Genomic DNA, 16,943 nt, shown 5'->3' with positions numbered 1-16,943 from the left:
CGGGGCCCGCCGCGCGCGACATCGGACCTGTCCACGGTATCGACCCGTCGGGCTGCCCGCACGGCACGCGCCGATCCGCCTCCCGATCGGGGCCGATGTGGGAGCGATCGCACCGGCGAGCTGACGCCGAGCCCCCGCTGCGTCGAGTAGGTTGGATGACGTGACTGACCAACCACCCCGGCAGACGCCCCGCCAGCGCTACCTCGAGCACCGCCAGCGCACGCAGAGCCTGACGTTCTCCATCACCGCCATGGTGATGTCGCTGCTGGTCATCGTCAGCCTGCTGGTCCTCATGGGCATCGTCAAGCTGCCGTTCGGCGATGAGTTCTCCGCTGGGGTGGACTACGCGGAGGTCGGCGACACCCCGTGCCCCTCGTCCGGTTCCTCGATCCCGGATCCCTCGACGGTCACCGTCCAGGTCCTCAACGCCTCCTCCCGGCAGGGCGTCGCGGGCGCGGCCACGTCCATGCTCCAGGGCGCGGGTTTCACGACGCTGGATCCCGGCAACGCGGACGCGGCCGTGATCAGCGCCGTTGAGATCGACGCGGGGCCGCGCGCCGTCGACGCCGCCTACGCGGTCGCCCGCTTCTTCCCCGACTCGCGTGTGACGCTGACCAGCTCGACGGACACGACGGTCACGGTCGTCCTGGGCACGTTCTACGAGGGCGCGCTCTCCACGGAGGAGGCCCAGTCCGCTGCGTCGGACACCGCGATGTCCGGCGGCGGGACGTGCCTGCCCGTCGACCCCGGCATGCTCGCGAAGCTCACGGCCGACCAGTCCGGTCAGTCGGGCGCCACGCAGTCCGGCGAGTAGACCGGGCCCCTCCCTGGGCGCTGCGCTCAGCTGCGGCCGGTCGGCGCGGCGCCGTCCGGCTCGGCACCCGCCGTCTCCTGCGGGGCCGATCCGCGGCGCGTCGCATAGGCCGCCGACTCCAGATCCGCGCCTGCCGGAGCCGACGCCGGGGAGGCCGCCTCGAGGTTCGTGCCGCGCAGCTTCGAGATCCATCGCATGCCGTGGTAGACGAGCAGCGCGGATCCCGTGCCCAGCGCGATGCCCTCGAAGGACATGCCCAGCGGGTTCCACGTGAAGTTCGCGATCGCGACGATGAGGGAGACGGCCGCCGTGTTGAGGTTGACGGGATCGGAGAAGTCCACGCGGTTCTGCACCCAGATGCGCACGCCGAGCATGCCGATCATGCCGTACAGCACGGTGGCGGCCCCACCCAGGACGCCGTCGGGGATCGTCGCGATCACCGCACCGAACTTCGGCATGAGGGAGAGGATCAGGGCGGTGAGGGCCGCCACGACGTAGGAGGCCGTCGAGTAGACGCGCGTGGCGGCCATGACCCCGATGTTCTCCGCGTAGGTGGTCGTTCCCGATCCGCCTCCGGCGCCCGCGACCATCGTCGACAGGCCGTCGGAGAACAGGGCCCGCCCGATCATGCCGTCGAGGTTCCTGCCGGTCATGGCCGCCACGGACTTGACGTGGCCGACGTTCTCCGCGATGAGGACGAAGACGACGGGGACGAACAGGCCCAGCGTCGAGGGATCGAAGGACGGCGAGTGGAACTCGGGCAGACCGATCCACGCCGCCTGCTCGATGGCGGAGAAGTCGACCTGTCCCTGGATGACGGCCGCGAGGTAGCCGATGAGGACGCCGAAGAGGATGGACAGGCGCCCGATGATGCCCTTGAACAGGACGGTGATCACGCAGATCGAGACGATGGTGACCAGCGCGGTCACCGGTCCGCCCTTCACCCAGTTCCACGCGGCGGGAGCTAGGTTGAGGCCGATGAGCGCCACGATCGCGCCCGTGACGACCGGGGGCATGACCACATCGATCCAGCGCGCGCCCGCGACCATGACGATGCCGCCCACGATGGCCAGCGTGGCCCCCGTCGCGATGATGCCGCCCAGCGCGTAGGACTGCCCCAGGCTGGCGGACACGGCCGTGATCGGCGCGATGAGCGCGAAGGAGGACCCCAGGTAGGAGGGGAGCTTGCCGGCCGTGATGAGGAAGAAGAGCAGGGTCCCCACAGCCGTGAAGAACAGGGTCGTGTTGGGCGGGAACCCGGTGATGAGGGGCACCAGGAAGGTCGCGCCGAACATCGCGACGACGTGCTGGGCTCCGATGCCGATGGTGCGCGGCCAGGAGAGGCGCTCGTCCGGGGCGACGACCTCTCCGGGTGCGATGTGGGTGCCGTCGCCGTGAAGCTTCCAGCGGAAGAGGGCGTGACTGGGCTCGCTCATGCGGGCGTCTCCGATCAGTCGATGGGCTGGGCCGATGAACCGGTCGGGACACCAGACTACCGCTCGGATCCTCCCCTCCCCACAGGCGTGCCACGTCGTGGTCATGTTGTGGTCATCGTCTCGTCAATCTCCGCTGCCGGACGACGAGGACCGCCCTGCCCCGGGAGGCCGGCCGGCGACGGGGCCGGAGGCGCTGTGGCATGCTGGGGGCGACCCGGCGGGGAGACGCGCCGACCGGCCGCCCGGGCCCCGACGCGCGGACGATGGAGGAGGACCAGGGATGGGCACTGCTGGCATGGGTCCCCGAGCCGCCGGTACGACTGTGGGGACGCCCCCGTCCCTCGCGCCCCTCCCCTTCCCCGGCACGGACGAGGTCGACCCGGCCCGGGTCTTCCGAGCCTCCGGCTATACCTCGCCCGCGCCGTCGCGGAACGGAGTGGCGCAGGTCGCGCTGTGGCTGTCCGTCGCCTTCCTGGTGCCGCTGCCGCCCCTGCTGGCGGTCAGCGCCGCGCTCGGCGGCATCGCCTGGATCCGCGCGGGCGGCAGGGGCGGGGCGGGGCTGCGGGCCGCGCGGGGCGCCGTCGCGATCTCCGTCTCGGGGATCGCGCTGTGGGGGCTGCTGGCCCTGCTCATCTGGACGGCGTGACCGATCTCTTCTCCGGTCTCGGACCGGGGGCCGGGTGCACCGCACGCCGTGTGCGGACGTCCATCCCCGCTGCTCGACCGGTGCCCGCGGCCTCCGATGCCTAGAGTTGACGCATGCGTCCATTTCTTCTTGTCTCCACGCGCCCGGAGGACGAGGCCATCGAGGCCGAGTACCGGTCCTTCCAGCGCGCGTCGGGCCGAAGCCCCGACGCCCTCGAACAGGTGCGCTCCGACATGCTCGGACTGCCGGAGATCGACGTCCAGGCCTACTCGGGCATCATCGTCGCCGGCTCCCCCTACGGGACGACCACCCCGGAGGACCGCAAGTCGCCCACCCAGAAGCGCACCGAGCAGGAGCTCACCCGCCTGCTCGCGGAGATCGTCGCGGCCGGCGCACCGTGCCTGACCACCGGGTACGGCACGGAGGTCGCCACCGTGCTGCGCGGGGGCGTCGTGACGACGAAGTGGGCGGAGCTGCCCTCCATCGTGGAGATCGAGCTCACCCCCGAGGGGAGGGAGGATCCGCTCCTCGCCGACTTCCCGCCGAGCTTCCACACCTACGTCGGTCACCACGAGGCCGTCGAAGCCCCGCCCGAGGGAGCCGTGGTCCTGGCCAGGTCGATGACCTGCCCCGTCCAGATGATGCGGCTGGGACCGACCTTCTACGCGACGCAGTTCAATCCCGAGCTGGACTCGGACGCCATCCGCAGCCGCCTGTCCACCTACGCCGACGCCGGGTACTCCGGCACCGACGACATGGACTCCCTGGTCCTCCTCGGCCGCGACGGCCCCGGCGGGCACCAGGCAGGCGTGGTCGTGCGGCATTTCGTGGACATGTTCGCCCACTGAGCCCGGGTCGACGGGGTCAGCGGTCCGAGGCGACCTCGTCGGCGGCGGCCTGCTCCTGAGGATCCGCATACTCATAGGCCGGATCGTCCAGCGGCGGCTGGACCAGCCGCAGGACCCAGTCCGAGGGCGTCGGGACGCTCACGGACCATCCCCATGACTGCTCGGTCAGGGAGACGTCCAGGCCCTCGTCCGCCAGCCGGTCGCATTCGGTGCGCGGCGTGTCCGTCTCCAGCGCCAGGATCGCGGTCGCGTCGCGTCCGACGGTCGGCAGCGGCGCCTCGCGGCGCGAGACCGCCATCAGCCCGTCGGAGGCGAGCTCGGCATACGTCCCGTCGACAGCCCAGAACCTCGGCTCCCACCCCAAGGCCTCCAGACCCTGGCGGACCGCGTCCACCTCGATCGCGTTGACACGGGCGAGGACGCGCAGGGACGGCGCCCCGGGGTTCCCGTCGTCCGCGGCCTCCCCGCCCGCGTCCTCCGTGACCGTCACCCATCCCAGGTCGGGGACCTCGACGCGCAACTCGTCCCCGAACGCCTGACGCGCCAGCCGGGTGGCGAGGCCCGCGGCGTCCGCATCGCGGCGGAAGGCCTCGAGGCCGGGCACCGTCCACGCGAGTTTCACCGTGCCCTCGGGCAGGCCCGGGGACTCGTGGGCCGCGTGCAGGGCGACCGAGCCGGCCTCCCCCCGGTAGACGGTGAAGACGTCGTCACCGGACTCGCGCCGCAGCCCGATGGTCTCCAGCAGGTCCCTCCACAGGGCGATGCGCCCCGTGAAGATGATCGGCTGGACGCGCAGAGTATGCGAGCCGTCCATCACGTGTCCTCCCTCTCCGGCGGGTCCGCGCCCGGCCTCTCCTGCCCTCCGGTCGGGCCCTCGGGACCAACCTAGCGCCGGGAGGCCGCGATGTCCGCGCTCACCACCGGAAGTCGTCGGGGGAGATCTGACCCTCCGTGCCCGTCTGCCATCCGCCGCGCGCCAGCGCGAAGCTCCTCCCGCTCGCCGTGTTCCAGCAGGAGACCCCGTCCTGGGTCGACACGCACGCCGAGTGCCCGTTCGTCGCGGACGACCCGTAGGCCAGCGGGCTTCCGCCGCCACTGACGGCGGATCCGCAGCTCAGACCCGCCGACTCCCCCGTCGCGGTGATCGTCGTCGTCGTGCCGCAGCTCTCGAACCCCGCGGTCGCGTAGCTCTGCTCGAGGATCGAGCACGTCACGACGTCCTCGCCCAGGTCGCACAGGATATTGCCCGAGGGCGCCGTGAACGACTGCGCCAGCACCGCGCCGTCCGGTGCGGGGTACTTCTCCGACTCCGCCGCCGATGCGCTGGGGGTGGGGGACGAGGGCGGCTCTGTCGACGGGGCGGTCGTCGAGGGCTGCGGCGAGGTCGATGGCTGCGATTGGGCGGCGCCGTCGCCGCCGAAGGCGCCCGAGAAGATCGCGATGACGATCCCCGCCAGAGCCAGGGCGACGACCAGCAGGAGCGCGAGCGCCGCTTTCATCCCCGTCGAGCTCTTCCTCGCCGGGGGCTCGCCGTCCGCCTGGCGAAGGCCCTGGGCCGGTGTCTCCCCGGCCGCGGCGACCGGCAAGAAGACGGGAGCGGGTCCCGCAGAGCCGGTGGCCGGCCCCGTCTGCGGGGCAAGGACGATCGTCCGATCGGGCGCGGACTCGAACCGCGCCCGATCGGCCAGGGCCTCGTTGACGGCGGCGTCCCCCAGGGCGCGCAGCCAGTCGAGCAGTCCCTGGTAGGCGGAGGGGTTCGCGGCGACCGCTGCGCGCAGCTGCGGGTAGTGGAAGGCGATCTGGCGCAGCGTCTCCTGGTCGGTGGCAGGATTCGAGGCCGCTGCGGCCAGCCCCTGCGGGATCTCTGCACCCGGCATCTTCGGCACCTTTCGATGGACAGCGCGGGGACTCCCATAATCTACGCGGGTCCGTCGCCGGCCCCACATCAAAGGCGCGACGGGTGACGCCCGTCACTCCCGACGCGCAGGCCTCCGCGGCAGGACCGTCACGCCGGGCGGAAGGCGAAGGACTCGAATCCCAGGGCGCCGATGTCGCGGGCCAGGGCGCGAACCTGGTCATCCCACCCCACCGCGCCCGCGCGGAAGCCCTGAGGGGCGCCGAGGCCGCGCGCCTGCTGCAGCGCGAAGACCGGCATGCCCATCGCGCGGACCGCCGCGGCCACCGCGAGGCCGTCCGCGGGCCCGTCCGGGTAGACGGTGAGCCGCACCTCGCAGTCGACCTCCGGGTGCTCCGCCATCACGCGCAGGGACGCCCAGGCCTTCTCCCCGGCGCCCGGGCGACCGGCCACCTGCTCGTAGTCCCCGCCGGGCAGCGCCTTGACGTCGAGACCCACCCAGTCCACGAGCCCCGCCTCCACCAGTTCGCGCAGGCGCCGGGGGTAGGGGCCCGCCGTGTGGAGGCCCACCAGGTACCCGGCCCCGCGGACCCGGCGGGCGGCGGCGGCGAGGGCGGGCTGGCGAGTGGCCTCGCCGCCGGAGAAGACGACGCCGTCGAGCAGCCCGTGGCGGCGCGCCATGAGGTCCTCGACCCGCCCCCAGTCGACGACGCCGGGGATCCTCGGATCGATGATCGCGTGGTTCTGGCAGTAGGGGCACAGCCAGGGGCATCCCTGGCAGAAGACGGTGGCCACCAGCCGGCCCGGCCAGTCGACGCTGGACATCGGTGTGAGGCCGGCGATCTGGAGGTCCTCGGCCGCGGGCCCTCCGCCGGCGCGCCGCCCGCGCGCGGGGGCGGGGCCGCCCTCGTCAATGGGGCCGGAGGATCCCTCCACGCCGGTTCACGCCCCGACGGGAGGGAACGCGCTGACCAGCTCCCCATGCCGGTCGGCGGCTTGTTCGGAGAACATCTCCCGCTCGTGGTACTCGCCCTTCTTGCCGATGTTGAAGGACTGGACCGGACGGAAGTAGCCCATCACCCGCGTCCAGACCTCGCAGGGCTGGGGATCGCGGTCGGGGTGGGCCTCGGCGCACTTCTCGCACTCGAAGTGCTCGCCCGCCAGGTATCCGTGGACCGGGCAGATCGAGAACGTCGGCGTGATCGTGATGTAGGGGACCTTGAAGGCGGTGAGCGAGCGGCGCACCATCTGCTTGCAGGCCTCCCCGGAACTCATCCGCTCGCCCATGTAGAGGTGGAGGACGGTGCCGCCCGTGTACTTGCCCTGGAGGACCTCCTGCTCCTCCAGCGCCTGGAACGGGTCGTCGGTGTAGCCGACCGGCAGCTGCGAGGAGTTCGTGTAGTAGGGCTCGTCCGCGGTGCCGGCGCGCAGGATGCCGGGGAAACGCTTCCCGTCCTCCTTGGCGAAACGGTAGGTCGTGCCCTCGGCCGGGGTGGCCTCGAGGTTGTACATGTGGCCCGTGGCCTCCTGCAGCTCCACCATGCGGGCGCGGACGTGGTCGAGGAGGCGCTCGCACATCTGGCGCCCCTCGGAGGAGGAGATGTCCGCGCGGTCGTCGGTGTAGTTGCGGACCATCTCGTTCATGCCGTTGACGCCGACGGTGGAGAAATGGTTGTCGAGGGTCCCGAGGTAACGCCTCGTGTAGGGGAACAGGCCGCGGTCCATGTGGAGCTGGATGACCGCCCGCTTCCTCTCCAGCGTGTCGGAGGCCAGGTCGATGAGGCGGTCCAGGTGGGCCAGCAGGGCCGGCATGTCGCCCTTGTGCTCATAGCCCAGCCGCGCCATGTTGATCGTCACGACGCCCACCGAGCCCGTCAGCTCCGCGGAGCCGAACAGCCCGTTCCCTCGCTTGAGCAGTTCGCGCAGGTCGAGCTGGAGACGGCAGCACATGGAGCGGATCATGTGGGGATCCAGGTCGGAGTTGATGAAGTTCTGGAAGTAGGGCAGGCCGTACTTCGCGGTCATCTCGAACAACCGGTTCGCGTTGTCGGCGTCCCAGTCGAAGTCGGGTGTGATGTTGTAGGTGGGGATCGGGAAGGTGAACACGCGCCCGTCCGCGTCGCCGCCGCTCATCACCTCGATGAACGCCCGGTTGATGAGGTCCATCTCCTTCTGGAGGTCACCGTAGGAGAAGTCCATGATCTCGTCCCCGATGAGCGGATGCTCGTCGGCCAGGTCGTCCGGGCAGGTCCAGTCGAAGGTGAGATTGGTGAACGGGCATTGCGAGCCCCACCGGCTGGGCACGTTGAGGTTGAAGATCAGCTCCTGCATGCACTGGACGATGTCCTCATAGCCCATGTGGTCCAGGCGCACGAACGGCGCCATGTAGGTGTCGAAGGAGCTGAACGCCTGGGCGCCGGCCCACTCGTTCTGCAGGGTGCCGAGGAAGTTGACGATCTGCCCGCACGCGGAGGAGAAGTGCTTCGGCGGGGCGGAGGAGATGGCTCCGGCCACCCCGTTGAAGCCCTCCTGGATGAGGCGCTTGAGGGACCATCCCGCGCAGTACCCCGCGAACATGTCGAGGTCGTGGATGTGCAGGTCCCCCTCGCGGTGGGCGGTGGCGGCCTCGGGGCTGTAGATGCGCTCGAGCCAGTAGTTCGCGACCATCTTGCCCGACGTGTTGAGGATGAGGCCCCCCAGCGAGTAGCCCTGGTTCGCGTTGGCATTGACACGCCAGTCGGAACGGTCGAGGTACTCCTCGATCGTGCTGATAGCGTCGACGTCATAGCGGGCGTTCATCGGAGGCTCCTTCATCGCATGGCCGGCTGTGGGCTGCAGGCTGGGACTGCGCGAGTCCACCGGCCCAGGCACTACATCTTGTGTTTTCCTCGCTGCCCGGACACTGTATCTAGTTCTCTTTGTCGATGGGATCGACGCGCGGCGTGTCGTCGCGGCCCCAACGGGTCCGGCTCACAGCCCTCCACAGACCTGGGCCCTTGGTCCCAGGGGAGTCCTCTGGGGGAAACGGGCTCCGGACGGGGCGGGGACGACCGCGCCGGCACGCGCCCCGGAGCATGCGGAAGGGGCCGGCCCGGCCGTCCGGCGTGGACGGTCGGACCGGCCCCCGAAGCCGGTCAGCGAGAGATCAGATCAGCCAGCGGTTCTTCTGGACGATGTCGAGCGACTTCCACCACTTGCCCAGGCCCCAGGTGTCGCCGGCGTAGGTCAGGGCCACCAGGATGAGGACCAGCGCGTAGGCCCAGTGGTAGTCGACCAGAGGGTTCGTTCCGGCCTCGGCGCCCTTGACGGGCGGGAACTCCGCCAACCACATGAGGAGCATGATGATCGAGCCGGACACCGCGGCGACGCGGGTGCCGATGCCGAGCATCACGGCCAGGCCGACGCCGAGCATGCCGAGCATGAACAACCAGTCCGCCACGGGGGAGGCGATGCCGGCGAAGAGCCCGGTGAAGGGTTTGGCCTCGTCCAGGTGGCCGAGGAATCCCTGGGCCGGCGTGCCGCCGCGGATCCACGCTTTGTCGGCGGCCGTGGAGTACCCCAGACCGAAGGCCTTGTCCAGGAAGGCCCACAGGAAGATGAAGCCCACGGCCAGACGGAGCACCGCGAGCACCTTGCGGGCGGCGGGGGAGGTGAGGATCGATTCCTCCGAGTCGGCGGGCGCGACGGCGCCCACCGAGGATGTGGTGGCTGCACTCATGGTGAGGATCTCCTGTCACAGCGGTCAGACCGCGTCATGGTTGTGGGTCGGGCGGCGCGGAGCCCCCGGGACCAGTGAGTCCCGTGCGCTCCGGCTTCCGTTGACTGAAATCCTACCGACCTGTCGATGTCTGGTCACATTGTTTCGGCCGTTATTGGACTTCTCATGTCGGACGCGGCGATCTCCATATCTCTAGTGGTCTCTGACCTGCGAATAATTGGACTCACGCACGATCTCCCGGCCCATCACCGATCGGTCAGCCATTGCGAAAAAGGAGGAGCCGCGCCTCAATCACCGGCCGGTCACAGGCCAACGGACCAGCGGACAGCGACCATTTGTGACCCGATCAGAGAATTCCATCCACCCCCGGAACCCGCCTCCGTATCCGCCTCATATCGGCCAGAACCCAACGAAAAACAGCCATCTCCCCTCCTCATTCGGCGGTCCAGCCCCGCCGAGCCGACGGCCGCGACTCCGTCTTCGTCGGCAGGCCACAACCGCGCTCCCGGACTCGATGGACCAAAGTCCCACGGCGAGCGTGAACTTTCATCATCTCAACGTGATGTACCTCACATAAAGGTCGGAAAATCAGCATCTGCGGCTCCAGCCTTCGAATTGCCCGCCCCATGGGCGCCCGAAACGCCGACCAATCGGTCAGTCAAGACTCCTATCGGGCCTACGGCCTGCGGAGAAACCACCATCCATCCGGTCAGACATCTCAGCCGACCGTCCCCGAGCCCTCCGATCAGGACCAGCTCAGGCGGTCGACCTCGTGAATGACGATGCCGGCCACGCCCACGACTCCTGCGGCGGCGGAGACGGACAACAGCCGCGTGCGCCATCCCCCGTGGGCCAGGAAGTCCGCGAAGCCGTAGTTCCCCACGCCGCCGCCCGGGGCGGCGGCGCCGACCAGGTCCACCCCAGCGGTCGCGGCCAGGGTCCCGGCGACCCCCAGGACCAGCAGCACCAGCGCCGCGATCCCCATGACTCTCTGGGCCACGGCCGCGTGGCGATCGCGCTGCTCGAGAGGCGTCAGGGCCAGCGCCCACACGCCCGTCACCAGCAGCGCCGTCACAACGTCGGAGGGCCGGTGCCACGCGGAGACCATGACCGTCACGCCCGTCACCGAGGCCCATCCCCATCCCGCCCACGCCGCCGGCTCGCGGAACCACATGGGCGCGACCATGACGAGGGCGAGCGCCACCGACATCGCGACCGTCGTGTGCCCCGAGGGCAGGGAGTTGGCCACCGCCGTCGTCACCCCCAGGTCCGGTCGATCCAGGACATGCTGAAGCAACTGCGTCGTCGCGTTGGCCCCCGCCACCATGGCGACCGCCCGCCCGGCCAGAGTCGGACGCCGCCTGAGGAGGGCGACGGCCGCCACGATCGCGGAGACGATGACCAGCGCGGGCACGGAGATGATCCCCTCGACCACCGACTCGAGCGCACCCAGCGCCCCGTCCCAGGTCATCGCCGACTCCATGAGCATCGTGTCGATCGCCTGCCCCCAGGTGGTGGACAGCGCGACGCGCATGACCACGACGGTGGCCACCACGAAGGCCAGCACCATCGCGACCCGCCGGACCAATCGCGCGGAGTACCCGGGCGGGCGGGGGGCGTAGGCGCGGGGGCCCTGGGCGTGCGAATCGCCCCCGCCCGCCGCGCCTGGCCCTCCCGCACCCGCGCGCGACGACGAGGACGCGGCGGCCTTCCGCCGGCCCTCCCCCGAGGCCGGATCGTCGTGGGGACGGCGGTCGTGCGCGGCCCCGCCCCCATGGGATGTGCCCGACATGCGCCTCCCCGCCTCCGGTCGCCCCATGCGCCGCCGATGTGCGGACGCACGCACACTGTAATGCGGGACCGGCCGGCGTCCGCGGTGAGGCGGGCCACCGCCCGGGACCGACAGCCCGCGCCGCGCCCGGACCTCTCGGCTAGTGTGGGGCCGTCGAGACGGCGAGACGCCTCGGCCCATCCACGTCGCAGGAGGGAGCACCCGTGTCAGGTCCGACACCGGTCGACGTCGAGCGGATCCGGTCGCTGCTCAACCGCGGCGACGTCGCCTTCGACGACTACCAGGACTGCGAGCTGGTCGTCCCGACGACCAACGCCGTCTACTTCTGGAACACGTCGAATCCCCAGATCCTGCAGTTGCGCGGACAGTGGCGGGGCGTTGCCGGCGATGACCGGCAGTTCGGCGCCCTCGCCGAGCAGGTCGCCCAGTGCAACGCCACGCGCACCGGCCCGAAGGCCTTCCTGGCCCCGCTGGACGACGGGTTGCGCTACGGGCTGGTCGCCGAATGCAATGCCGTCGCGATCTCCGGATTGACCGAGGACCAGCTCTCCTGCTTCTGCGAGACTTCGATGGGCATGATCATGTCCTTCTTCCATGACATCGAGGAGGCACTGCCCGAGCTCGTCACCTGGGAGGATGCGCCGCGCGCGATCGCTGATCCAGCGGAGGGCGCCGCGGCCCCGGTCCGCCGGGCGGGGGGCGCGCGATGACCCATGCCCCCTATGCCGTCCCGGAGGACGGCGTCACCCCCTATCCCGTCGACCTCGACCGGCTGATGCGGGTCTTCCGCCAGATGGGCGACACGGTCGACACCCTGGTGGAGGGCCGCGCCGCAGGAGCCGTCTTCGAGGGCGTCCCCTTCCTGTTCACCTTCGACTCCCAGGGGCGGTTCCTGTCCGTGCGCGCCGTGTGGGACACGGGCCTGGATCCGGCGTCCTGCGCCCAGGCCCTGTTCGCCGCCGCGGACGGGTGGAACCGGGAGAAGTACTTCCCCACCGTCTACTGGATGGCCTCAGAGACCGGGAGCGCACAGGTGTGCGCGGACTTCGTCCTGGACACCCGCCCGGGCGTGACGGACTCCCAGCTTGCCGACAATCTGCGGGCCGGCATCTCCACCGGCGTCAGCGCCATCGGGTACATGAAGCAGGCCGCCGGGCAGGCCCTGGGATGGAGGCCCGGCTCGGGGACGCCGCACCGCGGGTGATCCTGAGGACGCAGGTCGGCCGTCGAGCGGGCGCTGACCGCTCGGGCCAGGGGTTCAGCGCTGTGTGAGCGTGCCGTCCTCCATCGACAGCACCCGGTCGCACACGCCGAGGAGCCGCTCGTCGTGGGTCACCATGACGGTCGCCTTCCCGCGTCCGTGAGTCTGCTCGGCGAGGATCCGGGCGACGTCGAGGGCGCGGTGCGTGTCGAGCGCCGCAGTCGGCTCGTCCGCCAGGACCACCTGGGGGTCGTGGTACAGCGCCACGGCGATCGCGGCGCGCTGGCGTTCGCCCCCGGAGAGGTCACTGGGGTATTTTCCCGCCAGGGAGCGGATGCCGAGTTCGTCGAGCAGGTCGTCGCGCGCGGCGGTGCGAGCGGCGGCGCGGGCCGCATGGTCGTGCAGGGCGAACTGGTCGGCGATGGCGAGGAAGGGGACCAGGCTCGCGGCCTGGAGGATGAACCCCATCCGGCGCAGGCGCACCCGGGAACGCTGCCTCTCGGGGAGCTCGGAGAAGGGCTCGCCCTCGATCGTCACCGTCCCCCTCGTGGGCCGGCGAAGGCCGCCCATGATGGTGAGCAGGGTGGACTTGCCGGATCCCGAGGGGCCGATCACCCCGACGAACTCGCCGGCGTCCACCGTGAGGTCGGTCGATGTGAGGGCGTGGACGACCTCGTCCCCCTGGACGAAGTCCCGGGAGACGCCGCTCAACGCGAGGACCGCCGTCATGAGATGGCCTCCACCGGATCGATGCGCGAGACGACACGGACGGAGATCAGGCCGCCCACCACCGCGAACAGGACGAAGGCTGCGGTGATGGCGGCATCCATCGGGGCGTCGACGCGGAAGGGCACCGCCGGGGGCAGGACCAGCGCGCTGATCGACGTCAGGACCAGGCCGATGGCGACCCCGACGGCCGAGAGCAGGGCCGTCTGCGCGGCGCCGGAGACGATGAGGTAGCCCGTCGGCACGCCGCGGGCCTTGAGTATCCCGAGAACCGGACGTTTCTGGAGGGTGAGCACGTAGATGAAGATCCCGAGCACGAAGGAGGCGATGACGATCAGGGAACCGATCATCAGGGAGAACGTCAGCACCTGCGCGCTGTAGCCGGGCAGGGTGTTGACGAAGGCCGAGGAGTCCAGCACCTCCAGCCCCGCGTCGGCGATCCCCGCGTCGCCGACGAGGTCCGCGCGCGAGACGACGGCGTTGGGTGTGGAGGACACGCTGGAAGGGCCGTTGTCGATGAGGGCCTGGTCCTGGAAGAAGACGACGGGCAGGGCCTGGAAGGACTGGTCGTGGGCGAATCCGGTCACTTCCCACTCGTGGTCGGAACCGGTGAGGATGAAGGTCTGCCCGACCTCCCAGCCCTCGTCCCTGAGCGAGTCATCGGCGATCACCTGACGGCTGAGGTCGGTGGGCGCCTCGCCCTCGACGAGGGCGGGGGCGAGGAAGGACCCGTCGGGAATGCCGAATCCGGAGGCGTCGAGCTTGGTGCCTGCCGCATCCTCCAGGACGACGGGCGTCGTCAAGAGCGTCGAGGTGTCGGGGGAGGCGGGCACGGCGGCGAGCTGGCCCTCGGAGAGGCGGGACGCGGAGATGTTGTCGTTGGAGGCCTCCGTCAACACGATGCTCGTCGCCCTCCAGTCGTCCACGGCGGAGCGGTAGGAATGGGCGAGGCCGCCGGCGAGTGCCGCCAGGAAGAAGGTCAGGTAGCCGACCAGGGCGATCACCGCGATGATCAGGGCGAACTTGGTGGGTTGGTGCCGGATCTCGCGAAGGGCGAGGAACACGGGCCTCCTCCGGGTCAGGTCGGGGCCACCCGGGCAGGTGTCCCGCAGGGATCTGCCACGGTACCAGCCGGTGAGGCCCCGGGGACGCGGGTCCGTCCGACGGGGGCCGTCCGGACCGGATCACGGGACGCCGCACGGGGACGCCGGGCTGGACAGCCGGGACCCCGCCGCTACCCTGGGCGCGTGCCCTCCGACCTCTCGACCGCAGCCGCGGACCTTCCCGTCCCCGGCGGGCCCGCCTCGCCCTCGTCGATGGTCGGGATGCTGGAACGGATGGGCGCGCGCGACGGCCGCCTGGTGCACATGCATGTCGTTCCCGCCCGCCCCGAGGTGGCGGCCGCCTGGCCCGGATGGGTGGACCCCCGGGTCGTCGCGCTCTACGCGGCTCAGGGCATCGACCATCTGTGGCGCCACCAGCGAGTCGCGCTCGACGCCATCCGCGCGGGATCCGACACCGTGGTGGCCACGGGGACGGGAACGGGGAAGTCCCTGGCGGCGTGGGCGCCGATCCTCTCCGATCTGGCTCAGACGGCTGTGACGACGCGCATCTCGCAGATCCACCGCCGCCCGACCCTGTTGTACATGGCCCCCACGAAGGCGCTGGCCGCCGACCAGCTGGCCGCGCTGGAACGCCTGCTGGCCGGCGCGCGGGGCGCCGGGCCCGGGACGCCGGCCGGGCGGGAGGTGCGCGCCTCCACCGCCGACGGGGACACGCCGCGGGAAGCCAAGGACTGGGCGCGCGCCAACGCCGACATCCTGCTGTCGAACCCCGACTACCTCCATTACGTGATGCTGCCCGGCCACGAGCGCTGGACGCGTTTCCTGGCCTCGTTGCGCTACGTCGTCATCGACGAGCTCCACTACTGGCGCGGCGTCACCGGGTCCCACATCGCCCTGGTCGTGCGCAGGCTGCTGCGCATCGCCCATCACTTGGGCGCCGACCCGGTCGTCATCATGCTCTCGGCGACCGTGCGGGATCCGGCGCGCGTCGCCGAGGCCATGACCGGCCGTCCGGGCGCGGTCGCCGTCGGGGAGGACGAGGACGGCGCCCCTGCCGGGGCGCACCACCTTGCCCTGTGGCAGGGCGGTGTGATCCGCGACGAGTCGGACGTGTCCATCGAGTCCTTCCTGGCGGCCGTCGCGGGCGAGGACGTCGTCCTGGAGGCCCCCGAACGCCGGGTCAGCGCCCAGACAGAGGCCGCCCACCTCACCGCGGCCCTGATGGAGCAGGGCGCGCGCGTCCTCACCTTCGTCCGCTCCCGGGCCGGGGCGGAGACGGTCGCCGCGCAGGTCAGGGACGCCCTGTCATCGCATGGCTCGGCCCTGGCCGGCCGTGTCGCGGCCTACCGCGGCGGCTATCTGCCCGAGGAGCGGCGCACCCTCGAGCATGAGCTGCGCGCCGGCGGTCTGCGCGCGCTGGCCACCACGAGCGCGCTGGAGCTCGGCGTCGACGTCTCCGGCCTCGACGCGACGGTGACAGCCGGGTGGCCGGGCACGCGGGCATCGCTGTGGCAGCAGGTGGGGCGCGCCGGACGCGCCGGTGGGCAAGGGGTGTCGGTGCTCGTCGCCTCGGACAACCCTCTCGACGCCTACCTCGTCCACCACCCGGAGGCCATCATGGGGGAGGTCGAGTCCTCGGTCATCGACCCGTCCAACCCCTTCGTCCTGGCTCCCCATCTGTGCGCCGCCGCCGAGGAGCTGCCCCTGACGGCCGACGACCTCCCGGTCTTCGGCCTGAGGGACACGCGGATGCTGGAGGAGCTGGAGTCCCAGGGGTACCTCCGGCGCCGTCCTCGCGGATGGTACTGGGACGCGACCCGCGGGGACCGCGCGTCGGACCTCACGGACCTGCGCGGCTCCGCGGGCGACGTCCAGATCGTCGAGGCCCGCACCGGCGCCGTCATCGGCACGGTCGACGACGGCTCCGCCGACGCCCAGGTGTTCCCGGACGCCATCTACATCCACCAGGGCCGCACCTACCATGTGCTCGAGCTGTCGGCCGTGCAGGAGGGCTCCAGGCAGCGCGTCGCCGTGGTCGAGGAGGTCCGCACGCGCCTGCGCACCCGTCCCGGCCAGCACGTCACGGTGGATGTCGTCGCGGAGCCCGAGCGCACGTGGCGCAGCCCCGATGCGACGGTGACATGGAACGTCGGACCCGTCGACGTCTCGACGAGGGTGACGGACTACGACCTGCTCCGCCTGCCCGGACTGGAGTTCATCCGCAACCAGGAACTCCGCCTGCCCACGCATACGCTGCCCACGAAGGCGGCGTGGTACTCGCTGGGCCCCTCCGCGGCGCGTGCCGCGGGCATCGACGAGGGAGACCTGCCCGGCTCCCTCCACGCGGCCGAGCACGCGGCCATCGCGCTGCTGCCGCTGCTGGCCACCTGCGACCGGTGGGACCTGGGGGGCCTGTCCTCCGCCGATCACGAATACGCGCACGCCCCCACGGTCTTCGTCCACGACGCCTATCGCGGCGGAGCGGGCTACGCCGAGTACGGCTTCGACCATGCGCGGGAGTGGATCCGCGCGACCCTCGACGTCGTGAGCTCCTGCGCATGCGAGGACGGATGCCCGGCCTGCATCCAATCTCCCAAATGCGGCAACGGCAATGAGCCCCTGTCGAAGACGGGGGCGATCCGGCTGCTCACGTATCTGGCGGACCGGTGCCCGCCCGCCCCTGCGAGCGCGGCGGAACCTCGGGACGCCCAGCCCCAGGATGGCGGCCGTCGGGCGTGATCCCCCGCCCGGGAATCTCCAGGAAACTCCGAGGTTCGTCCAACGGTATCCCAAGGGTCGGCTCCTACAGTCTCAGACATCGAGGCAAGAGGTTCCGGGTCACA

Annotated in this window: 15 protein-coding genes; 6 read left to right on the top strand and 9 right to left on the bottom strand. The window is 71.1% G+C overall.

The window, feature by feature from the left end; all coding sequences use genetic code 11:
- The first annotated feature begins 160 nt into the window (after positions 1 to 160).
- Positions 161 to 814 carry a LytR C-terminal domain-containing protein gene (locus ACFQWG_RS13400; RefSeq protein ID WP_380976088.1) on the top strand — a complete coding sequence of 218 codons (654 nt, stop codon included), beginning with the start codon at positions 161 to 163 and terminating at the stop codon, positions 812 to 814.
- A 26-nt stretch (positions 815 to 840) separates the two neighbouring features.
- On the opposite strand, the gene ACFQWG_RS13395 is transcribed toward ACFQWG_RS13400, so the two are convergent.
- Entirely contained in the window at positions 841 to 2,250 is a 1,410-nt protein-coding gene (locus ACFQWG_RS13395) for a uracil-xanthine permease family protein (RefSeq protein ID WP_380976086.1), read from the bottom strand.
- Between the two features lie 280 nt (positions 2,251 to 2,530).
- Here ACFQWG_RS13395 and ACFQWG_RS13390 point away from each other — a divergent pair, with 280 nt between their 5' ends.
- Together ACFQWG_RS13390 and ACFQWG_RS13385 are read left to right on the top strand one after the other, a co-directional pair.
- Positions 2,531 to 2,896 carry a hypothetical protein gene (locus ACFQWG_RS13390; RefSeq protein ID WP_380976084.1) on the top strand — a complete coding sequence of 122 codons (366 nt, stop codon included), beginning with the start codon at positions 2,531 to 2,533 and terminating at the stop codon, positions 2,894 to 2,896.
- A 113-nt stretch (positions 2,897 to 3,009) separates the two neighbouring features.
- Positions 3,010 to 3,744 carry a glutamine amidotransferase gene (locus ACFQWG_RS13385; protein ID WP_380976082.1) on the top strand — a complete coding sequence of 245 codons (735 nt, stop codon included), beginning with the start codon at positions 3,010 to 3,012 and terminating at the stop codon, positions 3,742 to 3,744.
- 16 nt (positions 3,745 to 3,760) lie between these two features.
- Here ACFQWG_RS13385 and ACFQWG_RS13380 read toward each other — a convergent pair whose 3' ends face one another.
- From ACFQWG_RS13380 to ACFQWG_RS13355, 6 genes are all read right to left on the bottom strand, one after another.
- On the bottom strand, positions 3,761 to 4,558 hold the full coding sequence (locus ACFQWG_RS13380; protein ID WP_380976080.1) for a hypothetical protein: 798 nt from the start codon (positions 4,556 to 4,558) through the stop codon (positions 3,761 to 3,763).
- Between the two features lie 100 nt (positions 4,559 to 4,658).
- The gene (locus tag ACFQWG_RS13375) at positions 4,659 to 5,621 is read right to left on the bottom strand and encodes a variant leucine-rich repeat-containing protein (RefSeq protein WP_380976078.1); all 963 of its coding nucleotides are present in this window, start codon (positions 5,619 to 5,621) and stop codon (positions 4,659 to 4,661) included.
- A gap of 128 nt (positions 5,622 to 5,749) precedes the next feature.
- Positions 5,750 to 6,514, bottom strand: a complete 765-nt coding sequence (locus tag ACFQWG_RS13370) for an anaerobic ribonucleoside-triphosphate reductase activating protein (protein ID WP_380976359.1) — start codon at positions 6,512 to 6,514, stop codon at positions 5,750 to 5,752.
- A gap of 27 nt (positions 6,515 to 6,541) precedes the next feature.
- A complete protein-coding gene (locus tag ACFQWG_RS13365) occupies positions 6,542 to 8,398 on the bottom strand; it encodes a ribonucleoside triphosphate reductase (protein ID WP_380976076.1) in 1,857 nt (618 codons plus the stop codon).
- Positions 8,399 to 8,744: 346 nt separating this feature from the next.
- Positions 8,745 to 9,317, bottom strand: coding sequence for a DoxX family protein (locus ACFQWG_RS13360; protein ID WP_380976074.1), 573 nt, complete (start codon positions 9,315 to 9,317; stop codon positions 8,745 to 8,747).
- Between the two features lie 745 nt (positions 9,318 to 10,062).
- Positions 10,063 to 11,109: a phosphatase PAP2 family protein gene (locus ACFQWG_RS13355; protein WP_380976072.1), complete on the bottom strand. Its 1,047-nt coding sequence runs from the start codon at positions 11,107 to 11,109 to the stop codon at positions 10,063 to 10,065.
- 203 nt (positions 11,110 to 11,312) lie between these two features.
- Between ACFQWG_RS13355 and ACFQWG_RS13350 the strand changes: the two genes are divergently transcribed.
- A complete protein-coding gene (locus tag ACFQWG_RS13350; RefSeq protein WP_380976070.1) occupies positions 11,313 to 11,819 on the top strand; it encodes a YbjN domain-containing protein in 507 nt (168 codons plus the stop codon).
- Positions 11,816 to 12,313, top strand: a complete 498-nt coding sequence (locus ACFQWG_RS13345; RefSeq protein WP_380976068.1) for a YbjN domain-containing protein — start codon at positions 11,816 to 11,818, stop codon at positions 12,311 to 12,313. Before ACFQWG_RS13350 ends, ACFQWG_RS13345 begins: the two co-directional genes overlap by 4 nt.
- 54 nt (positions 12,314 to 12,367) lie before the next feature.
- Here ACFQWG_RS13345 and ACFQWG_RS13340 read toward each other — a convergent pair whose 3' ends face one another.
- Together ACFQWG_RS13340 and ACFQWG_RS13335 are read right to left on the bottom strand one after the other, a co-directional pair.
- A complete protein-coding gene (locus tag ACFQWG_RS13340) occupies positions 12,368 to 13,039 on the bottom strand; it encodes an ABC transporter ATP-binding protein (protein ID WP_380976066.1) in 672 nt (223 codons plus the stop codon).
- Positions 13,036 to 14,100: an FtsX-like permease family protein gene (locus ACFQWG_RS13335; RefSeq protein ID WP_380976065.1), complete on the bottom strand. Its 1,065-nt coding sequence runs from the start codon at positions 14,098 to 14,100 to the stop codon at positions 13,036 to 13,038. The genes ACFQWG_RS13340 and ACFQWG_RS13335 overlap by 4 nt, the downstream gene beginning before the upstream one ends.
- Before the next feature lie 273 nt (positions 14,101 to 14,373).
- Between ACFQWG_RS13335 and ACFQWG_RS13330 the strand changes: the two genes are divergently transcribed.
- Positions 14,374 to 16,839: a DEAD/DEAH box helicase gene (locus ACFQWG_RS13330; RefSeq protein ID WP_380976357.1), complete on the top strand. Its 2,466-nt coding sequence runs from the start codon at positions 14,374 to 14,376 to the stop codon at positions 16,837 to 16,839.
- Positions 16,840 to 16,943 lie beyond the last annotated feature (104 nt).

The organism is Schaalia naturae, assembly GCF_042665795.1.
In the GTDB taxonomy this organism is placed as follows: Bacteria; Actinomycetota; Actinomycetes; order Actinomycetales; family Actinomycetaceae; genus Pauljensenia; species Pauljensenia naturae.
Note: the sequence above shows the minus strand (reverse complement) of the source record. Positions and strands in the feature narration are given on the sequence as shown.